The organism is Pseudomonas sp. G3-19, from assembly GCF_054855875.1.
On the sequence record NZ_JBMPIQ010000003.1, the window covers coordinates 4,172,279 to 4,188,862 of the forward strand.

The following is a 16,584-nucleotide window of genomic DNA, read 5'->3' on the forward strand; positions in this document are numbered from 1 at the left end:
TCATGAAAAAGACATCGTGATTTGAATTGTTATAATGTAACATCTAATTCAATCAACACGATGGTTCCGAACATGAATTCGCTGACACTTCCGGATATTGCGACTCAAGCCGCTCGGCAGGCGTTACCGCTTGATTGGGTGGGAATGTGCGGCATTGCTCTGCCTGTTTTATTAGGAGGCCAACGTCTGAGCGCAAAAGCTGATGCAGGCGTAAGTCTCGATGATGGCGAGGCGCGCGGCATTCACATGTCGCGGCTATATCTCGCACTGGCGGCACTTGAGCGGCAGGACCTCTCTCCCTCCCTATTGCGCCAAGTTCTCGAGGAATTTCTGGTCAGCCATGACGGTTTATCCAACAGCGCCTACCTGAAAATCCACTGCGAAGTGCTGCTGAAAAGGCCTGCGTTAGTCAGCCCTCTAGCGGGTTGGAAGAGCTACCCAGTGAGCATTTCAGCGAGTCTGAAAAACCAAGTGTTCCACGTGGAACTCAAAATCGAGGTGCCCTACTCCTCAACTTGCCCCTGCTCAGCAGCGCTGGCGCGACAGTTGATTCAGCAGCAATTCATCGATGATTTCGCCAACAAGCCACTGCAACATGCCGAAGTGTTGGCCTGGCTAGGATCAAGCCAAGGCATTGTCGCCACCCCGCACAGCCAACGCAGCATCGCGCAATTGCATATGCACCTCGACGAGTTCATCGACGAGCTTCCCCTGAGTGTGATCATCAATGACGCCGAAGCGGCGCTCGGCACCGCCGTGCAAACCGCCGTGAAACGCGCCGACGAGCAGGCCTTCGCGTTGGCCAATGGGCAGAACCTGATGTTCTGCGAAGACGCCGCGCGACGACTCAATCTGGCTCTGCGTCGCTCCCCCGGGGTCTGTGGCTTCCACCTGCGGGTGATCCACGCCGAAAGCCTGCACGCTCACGACGCGGTCGCCGAAAGCCACTGGCATCGAGAACTCGAATGATCCGTTGCCACACCTTGAGTTGGGGCGCACCCGGCCAACCACTGACTTCGCCACTGACCCTCTCGCTGGAACACGGCAGCCTCAGCGCCATCATCGGCGCCAACGGCTGCGGTAAGAGCAGCTTGCTGAAAGTCATCGCCGGATTGCAGAAGCCGCTATCGGGAAAAGTCGCACTGGGTGTTCCACGCCAGGGCGGCCTGGCGTTCCTGCCGCAACAGCAACACCTCGACCGGCAGTTCCCCATCAGCCTCGAAGAACTGGTAGCCGCGGGTTTCTGGGGGCGTCGATTGTCGACGCAACTGCGAGCACAACGACTCGGTAACGCACTGGAAAACTGGCACTTGAGTGGATTGGAAAAGCGTCCGCTGATGGCCCTTTCCGGTGGCGAGTTGCAGCGCGCCCTGCTCGCCCGCTTGAGTCTGACCGACGCCCCATTGCTGCTGCTCGACGAACCCCACGCAGCACTCGATGAACTGGGCCAGCAGTTACTCTGGCAACACATCCATGCCTGGCACTCCGAAGGACGAACACTGCTGATGGTCTGCCATGACCTCGCCGCCGTCCGCCAACACATCCCGCAGACACTGCTGATCAAAAACCGCGAATGCGTATTCGGACCCAGTGCCGAACTGATCCAGCAAACACCCGATATGCAGGTGGCCTGATGCTCACCGTCGCCCACCTCTGGCAACCGTTCAGCGAGTTCGTGTTCATGCGCCGAGCGCTGCTCGGCGGACTGGTATTGGCCTGTAGCACAGCGCCGCTCGGCGTTTTTCTGATCCTGCGGCGCATGAGCCTGATCGGTGACGCCGTCGCCCACGGCATCCTTCCCGGCGCAGCATTGGGCTTCTGGTTCGCCGGTCTGAGTCTGCCCGCGTTGACCTTCGGTGGTCTGGGCGCCGGCCTGGGCATGGCCGGTCTCGCCGCCTGGATCACCCGTCGCACCGGTCTGCGCGAAGACGCTAGCCTCGCGGCGATCTATCCGATCTCACTCGCCAGCGGCGTGCTGATTCTTGGCATTGCCGGCAAGCGCCTGGACCTGCTGCACTTGCTGTTCGGCTCAGCGCTCGCCGTCGACGGTCCGACCCTCAATGGAATGTTGTGGGTGTCGGGACTGAGTCTGGTCGCCATGGCCTTGATCTACAAACCGCTGCTGCTCGATACCCTCGACCCATTATTCCTGCAAACCGTCAGCCGCCTCGGCCCTCTCGCCCACGGTGTGTTCCTGACCTTGGTGGTGCTCAATCTGGTGATCGGTTTCCAGGCCATCGGCGCCTTGATGGTGGTCGGCCTGATGATGCTGCCCGCCGCCGCGTCACGGTTCTGGAGTCGTCGCCTGCCGAGCCTGATTGCCATCTCGGTGCTTATCGGCTGCGTCTCGGTGTGGTGCGGATTGCTGATCTCGTTCTACTACTCGCTGCCGAGCGGTCCGGCGATCGTGCTGGTCGCCGGCATGGGTTATCTGCTGTCCGTGGTGTTCGGACCGGTGCACGGTTTGCTGCACCGCCCGCCTTTGCTCACATCCCAATGAGGTGTTTCCCGATGCGCGCTCTACTCGTGTTGTTCGGCCTGCTGCTGTCGATGTCGTTGTCGGCGGCGGAAAAATTGCCGGTGGTCACCAGCTTCAGCATCCTTGCCGACATGGTTCATCAGGTGGGGGGCGAGCATATTCAGATCACCAATATGGTCGGCCCGGACGCCGATGCCCACACGTATGAACCGACACCCGATGACGCCAAAGCGTTGCTAAAGGCCAAACTGATCATCAAGAACGGCTTGGGTTTCGAGCCTTGGCTTGATCGTCTGGTGACCAGCACCGACACCAGAGCCCCCATCATCAGTGCCAGTCATGGCGTGATTCCACGCTCGCTGGAGGAAGACGGCGAGACCATTCCCGACCCGCACGCCTGGCACAACCTGGCCAACACCGAGCTGTACATCGCCAACATCACCAAGGCGCTGATCGCCGCTGATCCGGCGAACATGGCCGACTACCAACGCAACAGCCAGACCTACCTGAAACAGATCTACACCCTGCTCGCTGAAGCCAAGGCCAAGCTCGGCTCGCTGCCACCGGGCAATCGCAAGATCGTCACCAGCCACGATGCCTTCGGTTATCTCGGGCAGGCCTACGGCATCGACTTCATGGCGCCGCAAGGTCTGTCCACCGAGCGTGAACCGTCAGCCGCCGAAGTCGCCGCACTGATTACCCAAATCCGTCAGGCCAAGGTCAAAGCGGTGTTCATGGAAAACATCAAGGACGCGCGCCTGCTCAAGCAGATCGCCGAGGAAAGCGGCGCGCACATCGGCGGCACGTTGTACTCCGATGCCCTCGCCGCCAGTGGCCCGGCCAGCACCTTTATCGGACTGTTCGAATACAACCTCAACACCCTTTATGACGCACTGAGCCAGCCATGATCCGCAAAAATCCTTCCGGCGATCTGCCGCAAATTGCCGAGTCGGCCTACGTCGATAAAACCGCGATCATCTGCGGCAAGGTGGTCATTGGCGAGAACGTGTTCGTCGGTCCCTACGCCGTGATTCGCGCCGATGAAGTAGACGCTTCAGGCGCGATGGAGCCGATCACCATCGGCGCCAATTCGAACATCCAGGACGGCGTGGTGATTCATTCCAAATCCGGCGCTGCCGTGACCATCGGCGAATTCACCTCGATCGCTCACCGCTCGATCGTGCATGGTCCGTGCGTAGTCGGCGACCGGGTGTTCATCGGCTTCAACAGCGTGCTGTTCAATTGCGTGATCGGTGACGGCTGTGTGGTGCGGCACAACTCGGTGGTCGATGGCCGCGATTTGCCGGATGCGTTCTACGTGCCCTCCACCACCCGCATCGGCCCCAATACCGACCTCTCGCAGTTCCCGCCGGTGAGTGTCAGCGCCTCGGAGTTTTCCGAAGACGTGGCACGCACCAATGTCGATCTGGTGCGCGGCTACAAAGCCTTGCAGAACGAGTTCTGAACCATGAGCAGCGTGCTGATTCGCAACGCCAGGCTGGTCAATGAAGGACGCGAGTTCGACGGCGATCTGTTGGTCAGCCATGGCCGCATCGTCAAGATCGCGCGCAGCATCGACGGTGAAACTGCGCGGGTGGAAATCGACGCCAACGGCCAATGGCTGTTGCCGGGGATGATCGATGACCAGGTGCATTTTCGCGAACCGGGGGCGCCAGACAAGGGCTGCATTCACACCGAGTCTCGAGCGGCGGTGGCGGGCGGCATCACCAGTTTCATGGACATGCCCAACACCCGACCGGCAACCCTCACCCTTGAAGCGCTGGCGGATAAAAAGCGTCGGGCGGCAATCAACTCTGTGGCCAACTACGGCTTTCATTTCGGTGTGAGCCGGGACAACCTCGACACCGTCGCCGCACTCAACCCCTGCGAAGTGGCCGGGGTCAAAGTGTTCATGGGCGCGTCCACCGGCAACATGTTGGTGGACGATCCGAGGACTCTCGAGCGTTTATTCGCCGAAGTCCCGACAATACTGCTGGCGCATTGCGAACACACGCCGAGCATTGAGGCCAATGCAGCACGTCTGCGCGAACGCCTCGGCGAACACCTGCCAGCGAATATCCATGCACTGATTCGCGATGCCGAGGCTTGCTACCGCTCCTCTTCGCTGGCGGTGGAACTGGCCAGACGTCACGGCACCCGCCTGCACGTTTTGCATCTGACCACCGCTCGCGAACTCGAGTTGTTCGAGGACAAGCCGCTCGCACAGAAACACATCACGGCCGAAGTCTGCCTGCATCATCTGCTGTTTGATGACCGCGACTATCCGGCCCTCGGCAACCTGATCAAATGCAATCCGGCGATCAAGACCCAAGCCGACCGCGATGCCTTGCGCGCGGCGCTGCTGAGCAATCGACTGGACGTGATCGGCAGCGATCACGCTCCGCATACCTGGGCAGAAAAACAGCGCCCATATGCCGAAGCGCCGTCCGGTTTGCCACTGGTGCAACACGCTTTGCCGGCGCTACTGGATCTGGTGGCCGATGGCGTGCTGCCGATCACCACGCTGGTGGCGAAGACCAGCCATCGGGTGGCGGATCTGTTTGCGATACCGGATCGAGGTTATTTGCGTGAAGGGTATTGGGCGGACCTGGTGTTGGTTGAGCCTGTGGCTCTTGAAGTGTCGCGGCAACCGATTCTGTCGCAGTGCGGATGGACGCCGTTCGCTGACAAGACTTTTCGCTATCGGGTGAATACCACGTGGGTGTCGGGGCAGATCGCCTGGCGGGAGCAGCGTATCAACGAAGGATGTCAGGGGCTGGCGCTGCGATTCATGCGGTGACAACCAAGACGCCTTCGCGAGCAAGCCCGCTCCCACAAGGATTGTGCTGTCCCCTGTGGGAGCGGGCTTGCTCGCGAAGCTTTTAAGCTCTTGGCTTCACGGTGCCGCAATCCTGACCTAACCACACCGCGCGGGTTTCCAGGCTGCCCTTCTGGTTGATCCCGATCGCATTGAACGTGCCGTTGGCCACCGTGGTGAACTCACGATCACTGAGGAACGTCGCGACACCCGTGCCTTGCGCTTTAGGGCAGCTGAAGCGGAATTTCCACTGGTTACCGGTGCGTTCGGTGATCTGCTGTTTGCAGCCCGATTGCGGATCGGCCAGCGGGATGTCGTTGGTCGCCACTTGCTGCGGCGTCAGGCAGGCACGAATGCCCTTGCCGCCGATGTTGATTCCGTTCTTTTCCAGCGCCGCACGCTGCTGCGGAGTCATCTGGCCTTGCAACTGGCCAAGGATCGATTGCACATCCATGGGCTGGTCATCGACCTTGACGTTGCTTGAGGTCATTTCCCATAGCCCCGGCTGCAGCATTTGCGCCTGCGCAACCACCGGCATTGCCAAACCCAGGCCCAGCGCCAAACCCAGCAGACGAACGTTCATCGAAAAACTCCTGATCAGTAGTGGCCGTTAGACGTCGGCCGATTGCTTCGGTTCATGCACCAATTAAATAGCGACATTCGCCTCGGAACATGGTCTGTTACGCATTGAGTCTTCAGGAGCAAGGCTGCCCCATGGATTATTTTGGACCGCACATTTTCGGTTATCTGATCGCCCTGATACATAGCCTCGGCTTGATCGCCGCCATCCATGCGGTGCTGACCGTACGCACCGCCCAAGGCTCGATCGCCTGGGCATTGTCGCTTATTTTCATTCCCTACCTGACCCTCATCCCTTATCTGGTTTTCGGCCGCAGCACCTTCGACGGCTATATCAAGGCGCGGCGTCAGGCCAACGAACAGATGCGTCAGGCGATCTCCGAGTTGAACTGGCGCCCATGGGTCGAAGAAGCCCTCACCGCCCGCGCCTCGAAGGCCTACGCCTCGCTGCGCGCCATGCCCAAACTGGGACGCATGCCGTGCCTGGCGAACAACCAGGTGCAACTGCTGGTGAATGGCCACGCGACCTTTGAGGCGATTTTCCAGGCTATCGATCAAGCGCGCGAAGCCGTACTGGTGCAGTTTTTCATCATCCATGACGACCGCCTCGGGCAGCGCCTGCGCGACCTGTTACTGAAGAAGGCCGCGGAAGGTGTGGCAATTCATCTGCTCTACGACCGCATCGGCAGCCACGCCCTGCCCCACAGTTATGTGCAGGCGCTGCGCGATGGCGGTGTCGAGGTCAAAGCCTTCGCCACACGCAGCGGCTGGCTCAATCGCTTCCAGGTGAATTTCCGCAACCACCGCAAAATCGTAGTGGTCGATGGCGTACTCGGCTTCGTCGGCGGGCATAACGTCGGCGATGAATACATGGGCGAGAAACCGCCCCTGGCGCCGTGGCGCGATACCCATGTTCAGGTGCGCGGGCCGGTGGTGGCCTGCATGCAGGAGTCGTTTGCCGAGGACTGGTTCTGGGCAGCACGGACGTTGCCACCGCTGATCCTGCCGGATGTCTACCCGGAAGATGGCGTGCTCTGCCAATTGCTGGCGAGCGGCCCGGCGGATGCCTACGAAACCTGTTCACTGTTCTTCGTCGAAGCCATCCACGCGGCGACGGAACGAGTGTGGATCACCAGCCCGTATTTCATTCCCGATGAGGCAGTATTCGCCGCGTTGCGCCTGGCGGTGCTGCGCGGCGTCGACGTGCGCCTGCTGCTGCCATCGCGTCCGGATCACCGCATCGTCTACGCCGCGTCCAGCCTCTACGCGTTCGAAGCAGTACGCGCCGGCGTGCGGGTATTCCGCTACGAGCCGGGGTTCCTGCATCAGAAAGTGGTGTTGATCGACAGCGAAATCAGCGCCATCGGCAGCGCCAATCTGGACAACCGTTCGTTCCGGCTGAATTTCGAAGTGATGCTGCTGACCGTCGACAGCGAATTCGCCGCCCACGTGGAACAGATGCTCAACGAAGACTTCGAGCAGGCTTATGAAGTCGCCAAAGAAGAAAGCCGGGAGATCCACCGCCTGCAACAGCTCGGCATGCGAATCGCCCGGCTTATTTCACCGATTCTTTGACTGACCGCTCGCTCGAACGAGCGAACGGTCGTCAGGCCTCAGGGGTGATAAATGTCGTCGCGGGTCCAGGGCAGTTCATGGCTGCCATCCGGATGCGCCTTCACCGCCAGGATCTGGTGCAGGTTGATCCAGCCACGCGCGAACGCATAGGCACACCCGGCCAGATACAGCCGCCAGATGCGCAATGCCTGATCCGGCACCAGTTTCCCGGCCGCTTCGAGGTTGTCCTCCAGCCGCTCGCTCCAGTGATCCAGCGTGCGCGCGTAATGCAGACGCAGGCTTTCGACGTCGACAATCTCCAGCCCGGCTTCGCTGATCTCGGCCGAGATCATCGCCAAGTGCGGCAGCTCACCGTTGGGGAACACGTATTTCTCGATGAAGTCGCCAGCGCCGCGTCCTACCGGACGGCCATCGGTGTGTTTGGCGGTGATGCCGTGGTTCATCACCAGACCGCCCTCCTTCACCGCGCCGAACAGGACCTTGCAGTACTCGGCGAGGTTGGCGTGGCCGACGTGTTCGAACATGCCGACGCTGACTACCTTGTCGAAACGCCCGTCCTGCGGCAGATCGCGGTAGTCGAGCAATTGCAGCTCAACCTGATCTTCCAGGCCCTCGGCCTTGACCCGCTCCCGGGCCAGTTCCAGCTGTTCCTTGCTCAAGGTGATGCCGAACACTTTGGCGCCGAATTCACGTGCCGCGTAACGCGCCAGACCACCCCAGCCGCAACCGACATCCAGCAGGTAATCGCCCGGCTGCAAACGCAGCTTGCGACACAGATGGCGGAACTTGGCCTGCTGTGCCTGTTCCAGAGTTTCACTGCCGGTTTCGAAATACGCGCAGGAATACGCCATGTCGCTGTCCAGCCACAGCTGATAGAACGCGTTGGACAGATCATAGTGATAGGAAATGGCTTTGGCGTCGGTTTCCTTGTCGTGCACCGCACGCACTGGCTGCGCGCTTTCGCCTTCATCGAGCAAGGCGCTGCTCAATTCGTCGCAGACCCGGATGACCTCGCTGATCGAGCCCTCCAGTTCCAGCCTGCCTTCGACAAACGCCGCCCCCAGCGCGTCGAGACTCGGATGGGTGAACTGGGTGACCATCGTCGGGTCCTTGACCACAATGGTGACGCTGGGCGTCGGCCCCAGGTTGAACTCATGGCCATCCCAGAGTCGCAAGCGAAGCGGAAGCTGCAGATTCTGTAAGGCCGGTGGAAGTTGCGCGAGCATGGAAAATCCCCCTTGTTTCAGACGTCAGATCTGAGGGTAGACCATCCTTGAAAAATAGCAGGCTATCGATTTAATTAGCCGAGACTATCGTTCCAGGCGCTCCTGCATGCCGTCATGCACCCACTACTGCTTTAGCCCAGGTAACGGCGTGAAGTGTGCGCCCTCTCCATAGATGACTGCCTATTCGGCGCACAGTTCGCTGAAACTCACTTCAGTGATCATCCTTGAGCTTGAGCAATGGCTCCTGAAACCGCAGCAAACGCCCGGCATTGCCCAACACCAGCAGCGTACTGAGGTTGTGCAGCAGCGCCGCAATCATTGCCCCCGCCGCGCCGAGCCAGCCGAATGCCGCGAACACCACGATCGCCAGGGTCCAGCCCAGACCGATGATCACATTGACCTGCAAGGTTCGACGGCACTGACGACTCAGCCGCACACAGGTGCCGAGGCGGCGCAGGTCGCTGCCGATCAACACGATATCCGCCGAGGCCAGCGCGATGTCGGCACCGCCGGCGCCCATCGCCACACCCACCACCCCGGCCTTGAGCGCCAGCGAATCATTGATGCCGTCACCCACCACCATCGGCCGGAAACCGTTGTCGATTTCCTTGAGCACGCGGTTGAGCTTGTCCTCAGGCAGCGCCTGCGCTTCCACGTCTTGCAGGCCGACCTCGCGGGCCAGGGTCTGCGCAACACTCTGGCGGTCGCCGGTCAGCAGCAACTGGCGACCCAGCCCCAGTTCGCGCAATTCAGCGAGGGCAAAGCGCGCTTCCGGTTTGACGCTGTCGGCCAGCAACAGCCAGGCGACAAATTCGCCGTTCAGTGCCAATCCGGCAATCGGCCCGTCGTGCTCGGGAACGATGGTAGTGACGATGCCCAGTTGCGCGAACAGTTCGGGACGCCCCAGCGCCGCCTCGCCCTGTGTGGTCATGGCGACCACCCCAAGACCCTGACGCTCGTGAATATCTGTTAGCGACAGGCTCTGCTCTTGACTCACCAGCCCCGCCAACGCCCGGCTGACAGGATGACTGCTGGCCGCACCGAGACTGGCGGCCAGCGCCATCACCGAGGCCTGATCCAGACGCGGACTGCTGATCGATTGCAAACGCAAGGTGCCGTAAGTCAGCGTGCCGGTCTTGTCGACCACCAGTGATGTGAGGTCTGCCAACTCCTCAAGGAACGCCGAGCTGCGGATCAGAATGCCGTGGCGCGCCGCCACCGCCACTCCGGCAATTGCTGTGGCCGGTGCCGACAGCACCAAAGCGCAAGGACATGCGGCTACCAGCACCGCGAGCATCGCTTGCGCGTCATGGGTGACAAACCAGGTCACCGCCGCCAACAGCAACACCAGCACCATGTAGCTGCCGGCATAGCGTTCAAGCAGACGGGTGATCGGAGGCTTCGAACGCTCGGCGTTCTGCATTAGCGCGATGACTTTGCCCAGCGTCGATTGATCACCGGTGCGGGTCACCTCAATGCGCAGCAAGCCATCGAGGTTGATCGCGCCGCCAAACACCGTCATGCCCACTGCCGTTTCCACTGGCACCGACTCGCCGGTGATCGACGCCGTGTCGAGGCTGGCCTGACCGAACAGCACTCGGCCATCCGCCGGCACCCGATCTCCTGCACGCACCTCGACCGTGTCGCCGGGTTTGAGCTTGCCGTTGTCGACTTCAATGATCGAGCCGTCCGCTTGAATCTTGCGCGCGTGGCTGCGGGTCAATTGGCCGAGGGCGTGGATCGCTTCCTGCGAACCGATCACGCTGCGCTCTTCCAGCACGTGGCCAAAGATCATGATGATCGGCAGCAACGCGGCGGTCAGCAGATCGCCGGTCGCCCAGGCACCGAGCATCGCCAAAGCAATCAGTTGATCGGTGATGCCGTGCAGGCTCGGATAACGCAAGCTGTACCAAGCAGAGCGCATCACCGGCACCGCTACTAATAAGGAGGCGAAACCCAGCAGCAACTGACTGACACCAGTTTGCTCCGGCACCATCCAGCGCCAGATCAAACCGAGGCCGAGCAAGCCCAAGGCGAGCATTGCCAAAGTCAATTGGCGCGCAGCGCGGCGCTGTTCGGCCGAGGACAACAGGCTCGGTGCAGCGGTGGTCGCAGTCATTTACTGGCTCCCTGAATGATCAGGCGGGAATCGTCTTTCGGATCGACCGTGGTCACCGAACCGGCCTGACCAAGAATTTTCGGCATGCGTTCGCGGTACAGACGCAGGAGCATCTGCGGGTCGGTGCCCTGTTGTTGCGCCTTGGCCAGGCTCATTACCGTGGCAGTGTCGGCAGAGGCTTTTGCCAGCCGTTCGCCGGCCTGAGCATGGGCCACTTGCAGAGTACGGTCGGCTTGTTCGTTGGCGGTTTGGGTGAGTTTTTCCGCCTCGGTGCGTGCATTGGCGACGGCTTTGTCGGCCTGCTGACTGGCGGTCAACACCGCATTAAAGGCACTGACCGCCGGATCCGGCAGACTCGACTGAACGTCGACCCGCGCCACTTCGATGCCGATGCCCTGCCCGCTCGCCTTCAATTCAGCCAGACGCTTGTTGATGCCTTGCACCAGATCACCGCGCAGACGCTCACGACGTTCAGCCGCTTGATTGTCGGCGCCGATCAACTCCGGCCGAGCGACCAGAATCGTATCCAGATCCCGAGCAGCGGTCAGGGCCACAGCGCTGCGGGTGACCAGCCGATCCAGTGCTGGCAGCACGTGATCACCCTGCAGCACGAAGTCATAGGGATCGCTGACTTTGTAAAACACCCGCACATCCAGTTGCACCACGCCGGCGTCGCCGGTCAGCAGATAGCCGGAACCGGCCAGTACATCGCTCAGTGGCGTGGCGAAGGTTGCTACACGATCAGCCTTGATCGCCTCACTGCTGCGCAGAAGGTTTTCCACTCGGCGCTCAATGACCCGATCCGCCGCCGGCAGCAAAACCACCTGCTCGAACGGCTGCGGCCAGGCCAGCAACAGCCCGGCATTCTGGACGCGTTGCAGTGCGCCAAAGTGCAAGACAACCGCGCGATTTTGCGGATCAATCTGCCGCACATTGGAAAACGCCCAGGCTAACGCTGCCAATACCGTCACCGCATATAACGCGAAAAACGCCAGGCGTCCGGCCTGAATCCACGGACTGCTCAACGAATGTGTTCCACGTGGAACTTCATCACTCATGGCTGCGATCCGAATTTATTTTCAACATTCGGCGGGCCGTCCACCAGCACGCGGAATGGCGCGGCGTCGGTACGCAGGATCAGCTTGGTGTCCGGGGTCACGATGGTGCCGAGGGTATCGAGCGAGCGCAGCAGGTTGTACAGCTGCGGCGAGCCAGCGTAGGCACGGCCGTAGATTTGCGCGGCTTCGACCCGCGACTGTGCTTCGATTTCTGCGGCCTTCACCGTGGCATCGGCCTGGACAATTCGCGCATCGCGCTCGGCCGCAGAACGGATCTGCGCGGCTTCTCGCTTGCCGATGGCGGTGCGTTCGGTGGCAATTGTTTCACGCTCGGCGCGCATCCGATCGACAGTGGCCGTGAGCGTGACCGAAGGCAAAGTCAGGCGTTCGATGCCCACCTGCACCACGCGCACACCGTAAGTGGCGAGCAACTGTTGGTCGATTTGCTGACGCAGTTGCGCTTCGAAATCTTCAATACGCACTTTGCTGGCATCGGTGTTCACCAGATCCGCCAGGTCGAAACTGCTGGCGGTGGTCTCCAACGCCGAGCCGACAAAGGTGCGAATCTGCCGCGCCGCTTCGTCCGGCTGGTTCTGCACCGCGCGCATGAAACGCTGCACATTGTCCGGGTCGCCCTGCACCTGCCACGCCACGTAGGCCTGAACGATGATGCGCAAACCGTCGCGGGTGCCGACATCCTGCAACCCACTGGAGGTGGTACGCAGGCGCAGATCCACCGGGATCGCCGCTTCGAACGGCGCCGGCCAACGCCAGCTCAAACCCGGCTCAAGCAGTACCCGCGACGGATTACCGAAACGAGTGATGACGGTGGCCTCGCCCGAGCGCACCTGGACCAGGCTTGCCGCCGCGATGGCAAACCCCACCAGCAACAACGCCCAGCCCATGCGCCGCCACGGGAATGGCCCCGCCTCTTCCGGCACACCGTGGTGATGATGCCCATGATGATGGTGATGCCCGGCGTGGCCATGATCGTGGCCGCTGTGGTCATGGGAATCGTGAGTGTGCGACTGGCTCAAGGGGCAACTCCTGGTTGAGCGGTGGTGCGCGCAGGCGTGGGATCAGCCGGCAGCGTAAACGTACGCAGATCGATGGTCGGCGCATTGCTGCTGCCGCCTAAACGGTGGTCGAGTACCAATAGTTTGGCCTTGCTCAAGCCGAGGCTGAGCTGACTCAGATATTGCTCGAGCACGAATGCCTGGCCAGCGCTGGCATAGGCTTTCTGCTCAGCGCTGAACTTCAGGTCTGCCGCCTGCGCCGCCGCATTGATTTCACGGGCGCTGGCACTGGCCTGATCGCGAGCGAGACTGGCTTGCAACTGCGCCTGATTACTGGCTTCTGCCGCAGCACCGCGCTCACGGGAGATCAACGCCTGCGCGCCGATCTGCGCGGCTTGCACGCCGTGATAAGCATTGGCGGCGCCGGCGGGTGGATGAATTGCTTCGACCACGGTGGCGAGAATCTCCACACCGCTGTCGAGTTTCTGTAGATCACCTTGCACTGCGCGGCCGATTTCTTCGCCCAGCCCTACCCGGTCAGCACCGAGTAGACCGTCGAGGGTGCGCGAGGCAAAATCGTGCACCAGAATCCGGCTCGCGGTGCTGCGGATCAGCGTCGGCACATCAGCGTTGTTGTAAGTGGCGGCCAAGGCATCCTGATCACGCAGACCAATGCGATAAACGAAGCGCACGTCCATGTTGACGATCTGAAAGCTCTGCTGATCGCCACGGCTGCTGGCGATCACCTGGGATTTGTCATTGACGTGGCTGGCATCCCACAAGCGGTTGGCGGCCATCGGCGCCGGGCCTTCGGCAGGATCAGCCTGGGTCGGGGCAGGAGCATCGCCGACGCTGGTTGCCAACTCGTGCACCACGCCATTCTCGACGCTCAATACACGGCCCAATGGCCACGGCAGACCGGCGTGCAATCCGGGGCCAAACACTTGCACCGGCTTGCCGAAGCGCTCGTAGATACCGCGCCCTTGCAGCGGGATTTCGTGGATACCGGTCAGTAACCAGCCGACCGCAGCGACCAGCGCCAGCACCGGCAGAAAGGCGCGGCGCATGTAACTGAACGCCCAGATCTGGCGCAGATCGATGCCGAAACGATTGTGCAATTCGTGCTGCAAGGCCAGAAGCGGCTGCGGCGGCCAGCGCAGCATGTCAGCGACAAAACTGCGTGCCAGCAGGGTCGGTTCGAGCTGTTCACGACGAGGACTGAATATCGACAGGACTGCGCGCAATAGCAACTCGATCGCGACGAATCCCGGCAAGATCCCGATCAACACCGCAAGCCGTACTGGCCACACCGAAGCCTCGCTGGCGAACAGCAGGCACAACGCGCCCAGCACCAGGCTGATGATCGCCACCCGCGCCAGTTGCGCGAGAGACCCGGCTTCCGGCCATTGCGCTGGACTCTCCTGAGCCAGTTGCCGCTCCAGCACCAGCAAGCCGAAACCCAACAGCAACATCAGCGCCGCGCCCACCGTGGCCGACAACCCGACCGCAGCGGCAGGCAATGCCAGATTCCACACCTGCCCGACGGCGAGCACCACCAGTACTGACCAGCCGCCCAGCCACAACGTGGCCGCGCCAATCTGACCGAGCAGGTGCAGGCCGCACTGACTCAACCGCTCCAGCAGCCGTTCGTACCAGCCATCCGGCGCTACTGGCTCCAGCTCCTCGGTCAGCGCCACCGATACCGGCGGGTCAATCACCCCTGCACGCCATTGCGTCACCCACCACGCCGACTGCAAGCCGGCGACCAACACCAGCAAAGCCGCGCCCAAATTCACCAACAAGGCCGGCCATATCGATTGCGCGGCAAACAGTTCGACAAACAGCGCCAGCACCCACCCTGCCCCGGCCAATCCGCCGAGACCGATGGCCAGACGACGCAAACGTCGCCCCTGTGTGGCCGCTTGTTGAAAGCGCGGCAACCCGGTCACTTGCGTGCCATCGACATCCAGATCGACTTGCATATCACCCCAAAGCCATTGATTCACCGGTCTTATCGTTACGATATAACGAAAAGCGTGAAATATTCGTACACAAATTCGCTTATCTAAAGATGCGCAACCTGTCGCTTGCCTGAAGCCTTGACCGAAATGTCCGGAAACGCACATATTACGTTCGTAATTTTATCGACCGACTACTTTTAGCGATCCGCATCCCAACGAGGAGCAACAGCATGAGCAACTACGACGTGGTCATTCTGGGCGGCGGCCCCGGTGGTTATAACGCGGCGATCCGCGCCGGCCAGCTGGGCCTGAAAGCAGCCTGCGTGGAAGGCCGCGCCACCCTCGGCGGCACCTGCCTGAACGTCGGTTGCATGCCGTCGAAGGCCTTGCTGCATGCTTCGGAGCTGTACGACGCGGCCATGGGTGCGGAATTCGCCAACCTCGGCATCGAGGTCAAACCCACGCTCAACCTCGCGCAAATGATGAAACAGAAAGACGAAAGCGTGAGCGGCCTGACCAAAGGCATCGAGTTTCTGTTTCGCAAAAACAAGGTCGACTGGATCAAGGGCTGGGGCCACATCGATGGCCCGGGCAAAGTCACGGTGACCGACGATCAAGGCAACAAAACCGAGCTGAGCGCCAAGGACATCATCATCGCTACCGGCTCCGAACCCACGCCCCTGCCCGGCGTCGAGATCGACAATCAACGCATCCTCGACTCCACCGGCGCGCTGTCGCTGAGTGAAGTGCCCAAGCATCTGGTGGTGATCGGCGCGGGGGTGATCGGCCTGGAACTGGGCTCGGTCTGGCGGCGTCTCGGCGCCCAGGTGACCGTGGTCGAATACCTCGACCGCATCTGCCCGGGTGTTGATGGCGAGGCCGGCAAAACCCTGCAGCGTGCGCTGAGCAAGCAAGGCATCAGCTTCAAATTGAGCTCGAAGGTCACCAGCGCCACCCCCTCGGTCAACGGTGTGCAGCTCAGCGTCGAACCCGCCGCCGGTGGCAGCGCCGAGTTACTGGAAGCCGACTACGTACTGGTCGCGATCGGCCGGCGCCCGTACACCAAAGGCCTGGGCCTGGAGAACGTCGGCCTGAGCACCGACAAGCGCGGCATGCTCGCCAACCGCCAGCACCGTACCGAGGCAACCGGCGTATGGGTGATCGGTGACGTGACATCAGGCCCGATGCTTGCGCATAAGGCCGAAGACGAAGCGATGGCCTGCGTGGAACAGATCGTCGGCAAGGCCGGCGAGGTCAATTACGACTTGATTCCCAACGTCATCTACACCCGGCCCGAGCTGGCCAGCGTCGGCAAGACCGAGGAGCAGCTCAAGGCTGAAGGGCGCACCTATAAAGTCGGTAAATTCCCGTTCACCGCCAACAGCCGGGCCAAGATCAACCATGAGACCGAAGGCTTCGCCAAAGTCCTCGCCGACGAACGCACGGACGAGATCCTCGGCGTGCACCTGGTCGGCCCGAGCGTCAGTGAAATGATCGGTGAGTACTGCGTGGCCATGGAGTTCAGTGCGTCTGCCGAAGATATCGCGCTGACTTGCCATCCGCACCCGACCCGCTCCGAGGCTCTGCGTCAGGCGGCGATGAATGTCGAGGGGATGGCGACGCAGATGTAGGTGGTCACCCAAACCCTGTGGGAGCTGGCTTGCCAGCGATGGCGTCAGTCCTTTAACCGTTGCGGTCGCTGACACACCGCTATCGCTGGCAAGCCAGCTCCCACAGTTGACCGTGTTCCTGC

The 16,584-nt window shown here is 61.4% G+C and carries 14 protein-coding genes; 8 read left to right on the forward strand and 6 right to left on the reverse strand.

Annotated elements, in window-relative coordinates:
- Positions 1 to 72: 72 nt before the first annotated feature.
- Genes folE2 through ACOYXI_RS19210 form a run of 6 tightly spaced genes read left to right on the forward strand, consistent with a single transcriptional unit; the run spans position 73 to position 5,279 of the window.
- Positions 73 to 969: a GTP cyclohydrolase FolE2 gene (folE2, locus tag ACOYXI_RS19185; RefSeq protein ID WP_461675171.1), complete on the forward strand. Its 897-nt coding sequence runs from the start codon at positions 73 to 75 to the stop codon at positions 967 to 969.
- Complete coding sequence (locus tag ACOYXI_RS19190) at positions 966 to 1,634, forward strand: metal ABC transporter ATP-binding protein (protein WP_461675172.1); 669 nt, start codon at positions 966 to 968, stop codon at positions 1,632 to 1,634. The genes folE2 and ACOYXI_RS19190 overlap by 4 nt, the downstream gene beginning before the upstream one ends.
- Positions 1,634 to 2,500: a metal ABC transporter permease gene (locus ACOYXI_RS19195; RefSeq protein WP_134785041.1), complete on the forward strand. Its 867-nt coding sequence runs from the start codon at positions 1,634 to 1,636 to the stop codon at positions 2,498 to 2,500. Before ACOYXI_RS19190 ends, ACOYXI_RS19195 begins: the two co-directional genes overlap by 1 nt.
- A gap of 11 nt (positions 2,501 to 2,511) precedes the next feature.
- Positions 2,512 to 3,387, forward strand: a complete 876-nt coding sequence (locus tag ACOYXI_RS19200) for a metal ABC transporter substrate-binding protein (RefSeq protein WP_134785042.1) — start codon at positions 2,512 to 2,514, stop codon at positions 3,385 to 3,387.
- A complete protein-coding gene (locus ACOYXI_RS19205; protein WP_134785043.1) occupies positions 3,384 to 3,944 on the forward strand; it encodes a gamma carbonic anhydrase family protein in 561 nt (186 codons plus the stop codon). The genes ACOYXI_RS19200 and ACOYXI_RS19205 overlap by 4 nt, the downstream gene beginning before the upstream one ends.
- Positions 3,945 to 3,947: 3 nt before the next feature.
- The gene (locus ACOYXI_RS19210) at positions 3,948 to 5,279 is read left to right on the forward strand and encodes a dihydroorotase (protein WP_461675173.1); all 1,332 of its coding nucleotides are present in this window, start codon (positions 3,948 to 3,950) and stop codon (positions 5,277 to 5,279) included.
- 82 nt (positions 5,280 to 5,361) lie between these two features.
- Here ACOYXI_RS19210 and ACOYXI_RS19215 read toward each other — a convergent pair whose 3' ends face one another.
- Positions 5,362 to 5,880: a DUF3617 domain-containing protein gene (locus tag ACOYXI_RS19215; RefSeq protein WP_027610324.1), complete on the reverse strand. Its 519-nt coding sequence runs from the start codon at positions 5,878 to 5,880 to the stop codon at positions 5,362 to 5,364.
- Positions 5,881 to 6,011: 131 nt separating this feature from the next.
- Between ACOYXI_RS19215 and cls the strand changes: the two genes are divergently transcribed.
- The gene (gene cls, locus ACOYXI_RS19220) at positions 6,012 to 7,451 is read left to right on the forward strand and encodes a cardiolipin synthase (RefSeq protein WP_098966376.1); all 1,440 of its coding nucleotides are present in this window, start codon (positions 6,012 to 6,014) and stop codon (positions 7,449 to 7,451) included.
- Positions 7,452 to 7,489: 38 nt separating this feature from the next.
- Here the strand turns inward: cls and cfaB are convergent, their stop codons facing one another.
- From cfaB to hflK (ACOYXI_RS19245), 5 genes are all read right to left on the reverse strand, one after another.
- Positions 7,490 to 8,677: a C17 cyclopropane fatty acid synthase CfaB gene (gene cfaB / locus ACOYXI_RS19225; protein WP_098966378.1), complete on the reverse strand. Its 1,188-nt coding sequence runs from the start codon at positions 8,675 to 8,677 to the stop codon at positions 7,490 to 7,492.
- Between the two features lie 211 nt (positions 8,678 to 8,888).
- Entirely contained in the window at positions 8,889 to 10,796 is a 1,908-nt protein-coding gene (locus ACOYXI_RS19230) for a heavy metal translocating P-type ATPase (protein ID WP_461675174.1), read from the reverse strand.
- The gene (gene hflK, locus ACOYXI_RS19235) at positions 10,793 to 11,854 is read right to left on the reverse strand and encodes a protease modulator HflK (RefSeq protein ID WP_461675175.1); all 1,062 of its coding nucleotides are present in this window, start codon (positions 11,852 to 11,854) and stop codon (positions 10,793 to 10,795) included. The genes ACOYXI_RS19230 and hflK (ACOYXI_RS19235) overlap by 4 nt, the downstream gene beginning before the upstream one ends.
- Entirely contained in the window at positions 11,851 to 12,891 is a 1,041-nt protein-coding gene (hflC, locus tag ACOYXI_RS19240) for a protease modulator HflC (protein WP_461675176.1), read from the reverse strand. Before hflC ends, hflK (ACOYXI_RS19235) begins: the two co-directional genes overlap by 4 nt.
- Positions 12,888 to 14,852, reverse strand: a complete 1,965-nt coding sequence (gene hflK, locus ACOYXI_RS19245; RefSeq protein ID WP_461675571.1) for a protease modulator HflK — start codon at positions 14,850 to 14,852, stop codon at positions 12,888 to 12,890. The genes hflC and hflK (ACOYXI_RS19245) overlap by 4 nt, the downstream gene beginning before the upstream one ends.
- Before the next feature lie 209 nt (positions 14,853 to 15,061).
- Here hflK (ACOYXI_RS19245) and lpdA point away from each other — a divergent pair, with 209 nt between their 5' ends.
- The gene (lpdA, locus tag ACOYXI_RS19250; RefSeq protein WP_461675177.1) at positions 15,062 to 16,462 is read left to right on the forward strand and encodes a dihydrolipoyl dehydrogenase; all 1,401 of its coding nucleotides are present in this window, start codon (positions 15,062 to 15,064) and stop codon (positions 16,460 to 16,462) included.
- Positions 16,463 to 16,584: the final 122 nt, after the last annotated feature.

What these genes read in the sequence shown, in the direction of transcription:
- ACOYXI_RS19200 (WP_134785042.1), top strand. Translation starts at nt 2,512, where the DNA reads ATGCGCGCTCTACTCGTGTTGTTCGGCCTGCTGCTGTCGATGTCGTTG.
- ACOYXI_RS19230 (WP_461675174.1), bottom strand. Translation starts at nt 10,796, where the DNA reads ATGACTGCGACCACCGCTGCACCGAGCCTGTTGTCCTCGGCCGAACAG.
- ACOYXI_RS19190 (WP_461675172.1), top strand. Translation starts at nt 966, where the DNA reads ATGATCCGTTGCCACACCTTGAGTTGGGGCGCACCCGGCCAACCACTG.
- lpdA (WP_461675177.1), top strand. Translation starts at nt 15,062, where the DNA reads ATGAGCAACTACGACGTGGTCATTCTGGGCGGCGGCCCCGGTGGTTAT.
- ACOYXI_RS19205 (WP_134785043.1), top strand. Translation starts at nt 3,384, where the DNA reads ATGATCCGCAAAAATCCTTCCGGCGATCTGCCGCAAATTGCCGAGTCG.
- cls (WP_098966376.1), top strand. Translation starts at nt 6,012, where the DNA reads ATGGATTATTTTGGACCGCACATTTTCGGTTATCTGATCGCCCTGATA.
- hflK (WP_461675571.1), bottom strand. Translation starts at nt 14,852, where the DNA reads ATGCAAGTCGATCTGGATGTCGATGGCACGCAAGTGACCGGGTTGCCG.
- ACOYXI_RS19215 (WP_027610324.1), bottom strand. Translation starts at nt 5,880, where the DNA reads ATGAACGTTCGTCTGCTGGGTTTGGCGCTGGGCCTGGGTTTGGCAATG.
- ACOYXI_RS19210 (WP_461675173.1), top strand. Translation starts at nt 3,948, where the DNA reads ATGAGCAGCGTGCTGATTCGCAACGCCAGGCTGGTCAATGAAGGACGC.
- ACOYXI_RS19195 (WP_134785041.1), top strand. Translation starts at nt 1,634, where the DNA reads ATGCTCACCGTCGCCCACCTCTGGCAACCGTTCAGCGAGTTCGTGTTC.
- cfaB (WP_098966378.1), bottom strand. Translation starts at nt 8,677, where the DNA reads ATGCTCGCGCAACTTCCACCGGCCTTACAGAATCTGCAGCTTCCGCTT.
- hflK (WP_461675175.1), bottom strand. Translation starts at nt 11,854, where the DNA reads ATGAGTGATGAAGTTCCACGTGGAACACATTCGTTGAGCAGTCCGTGG.
- folE2 (WP_461675171.1), top strand. Translation starts at nt 73, where the DNA reads ATGAATTCGCTGACACTTCCGGATATTGCGACTCAAGCCGCTCGGCAG.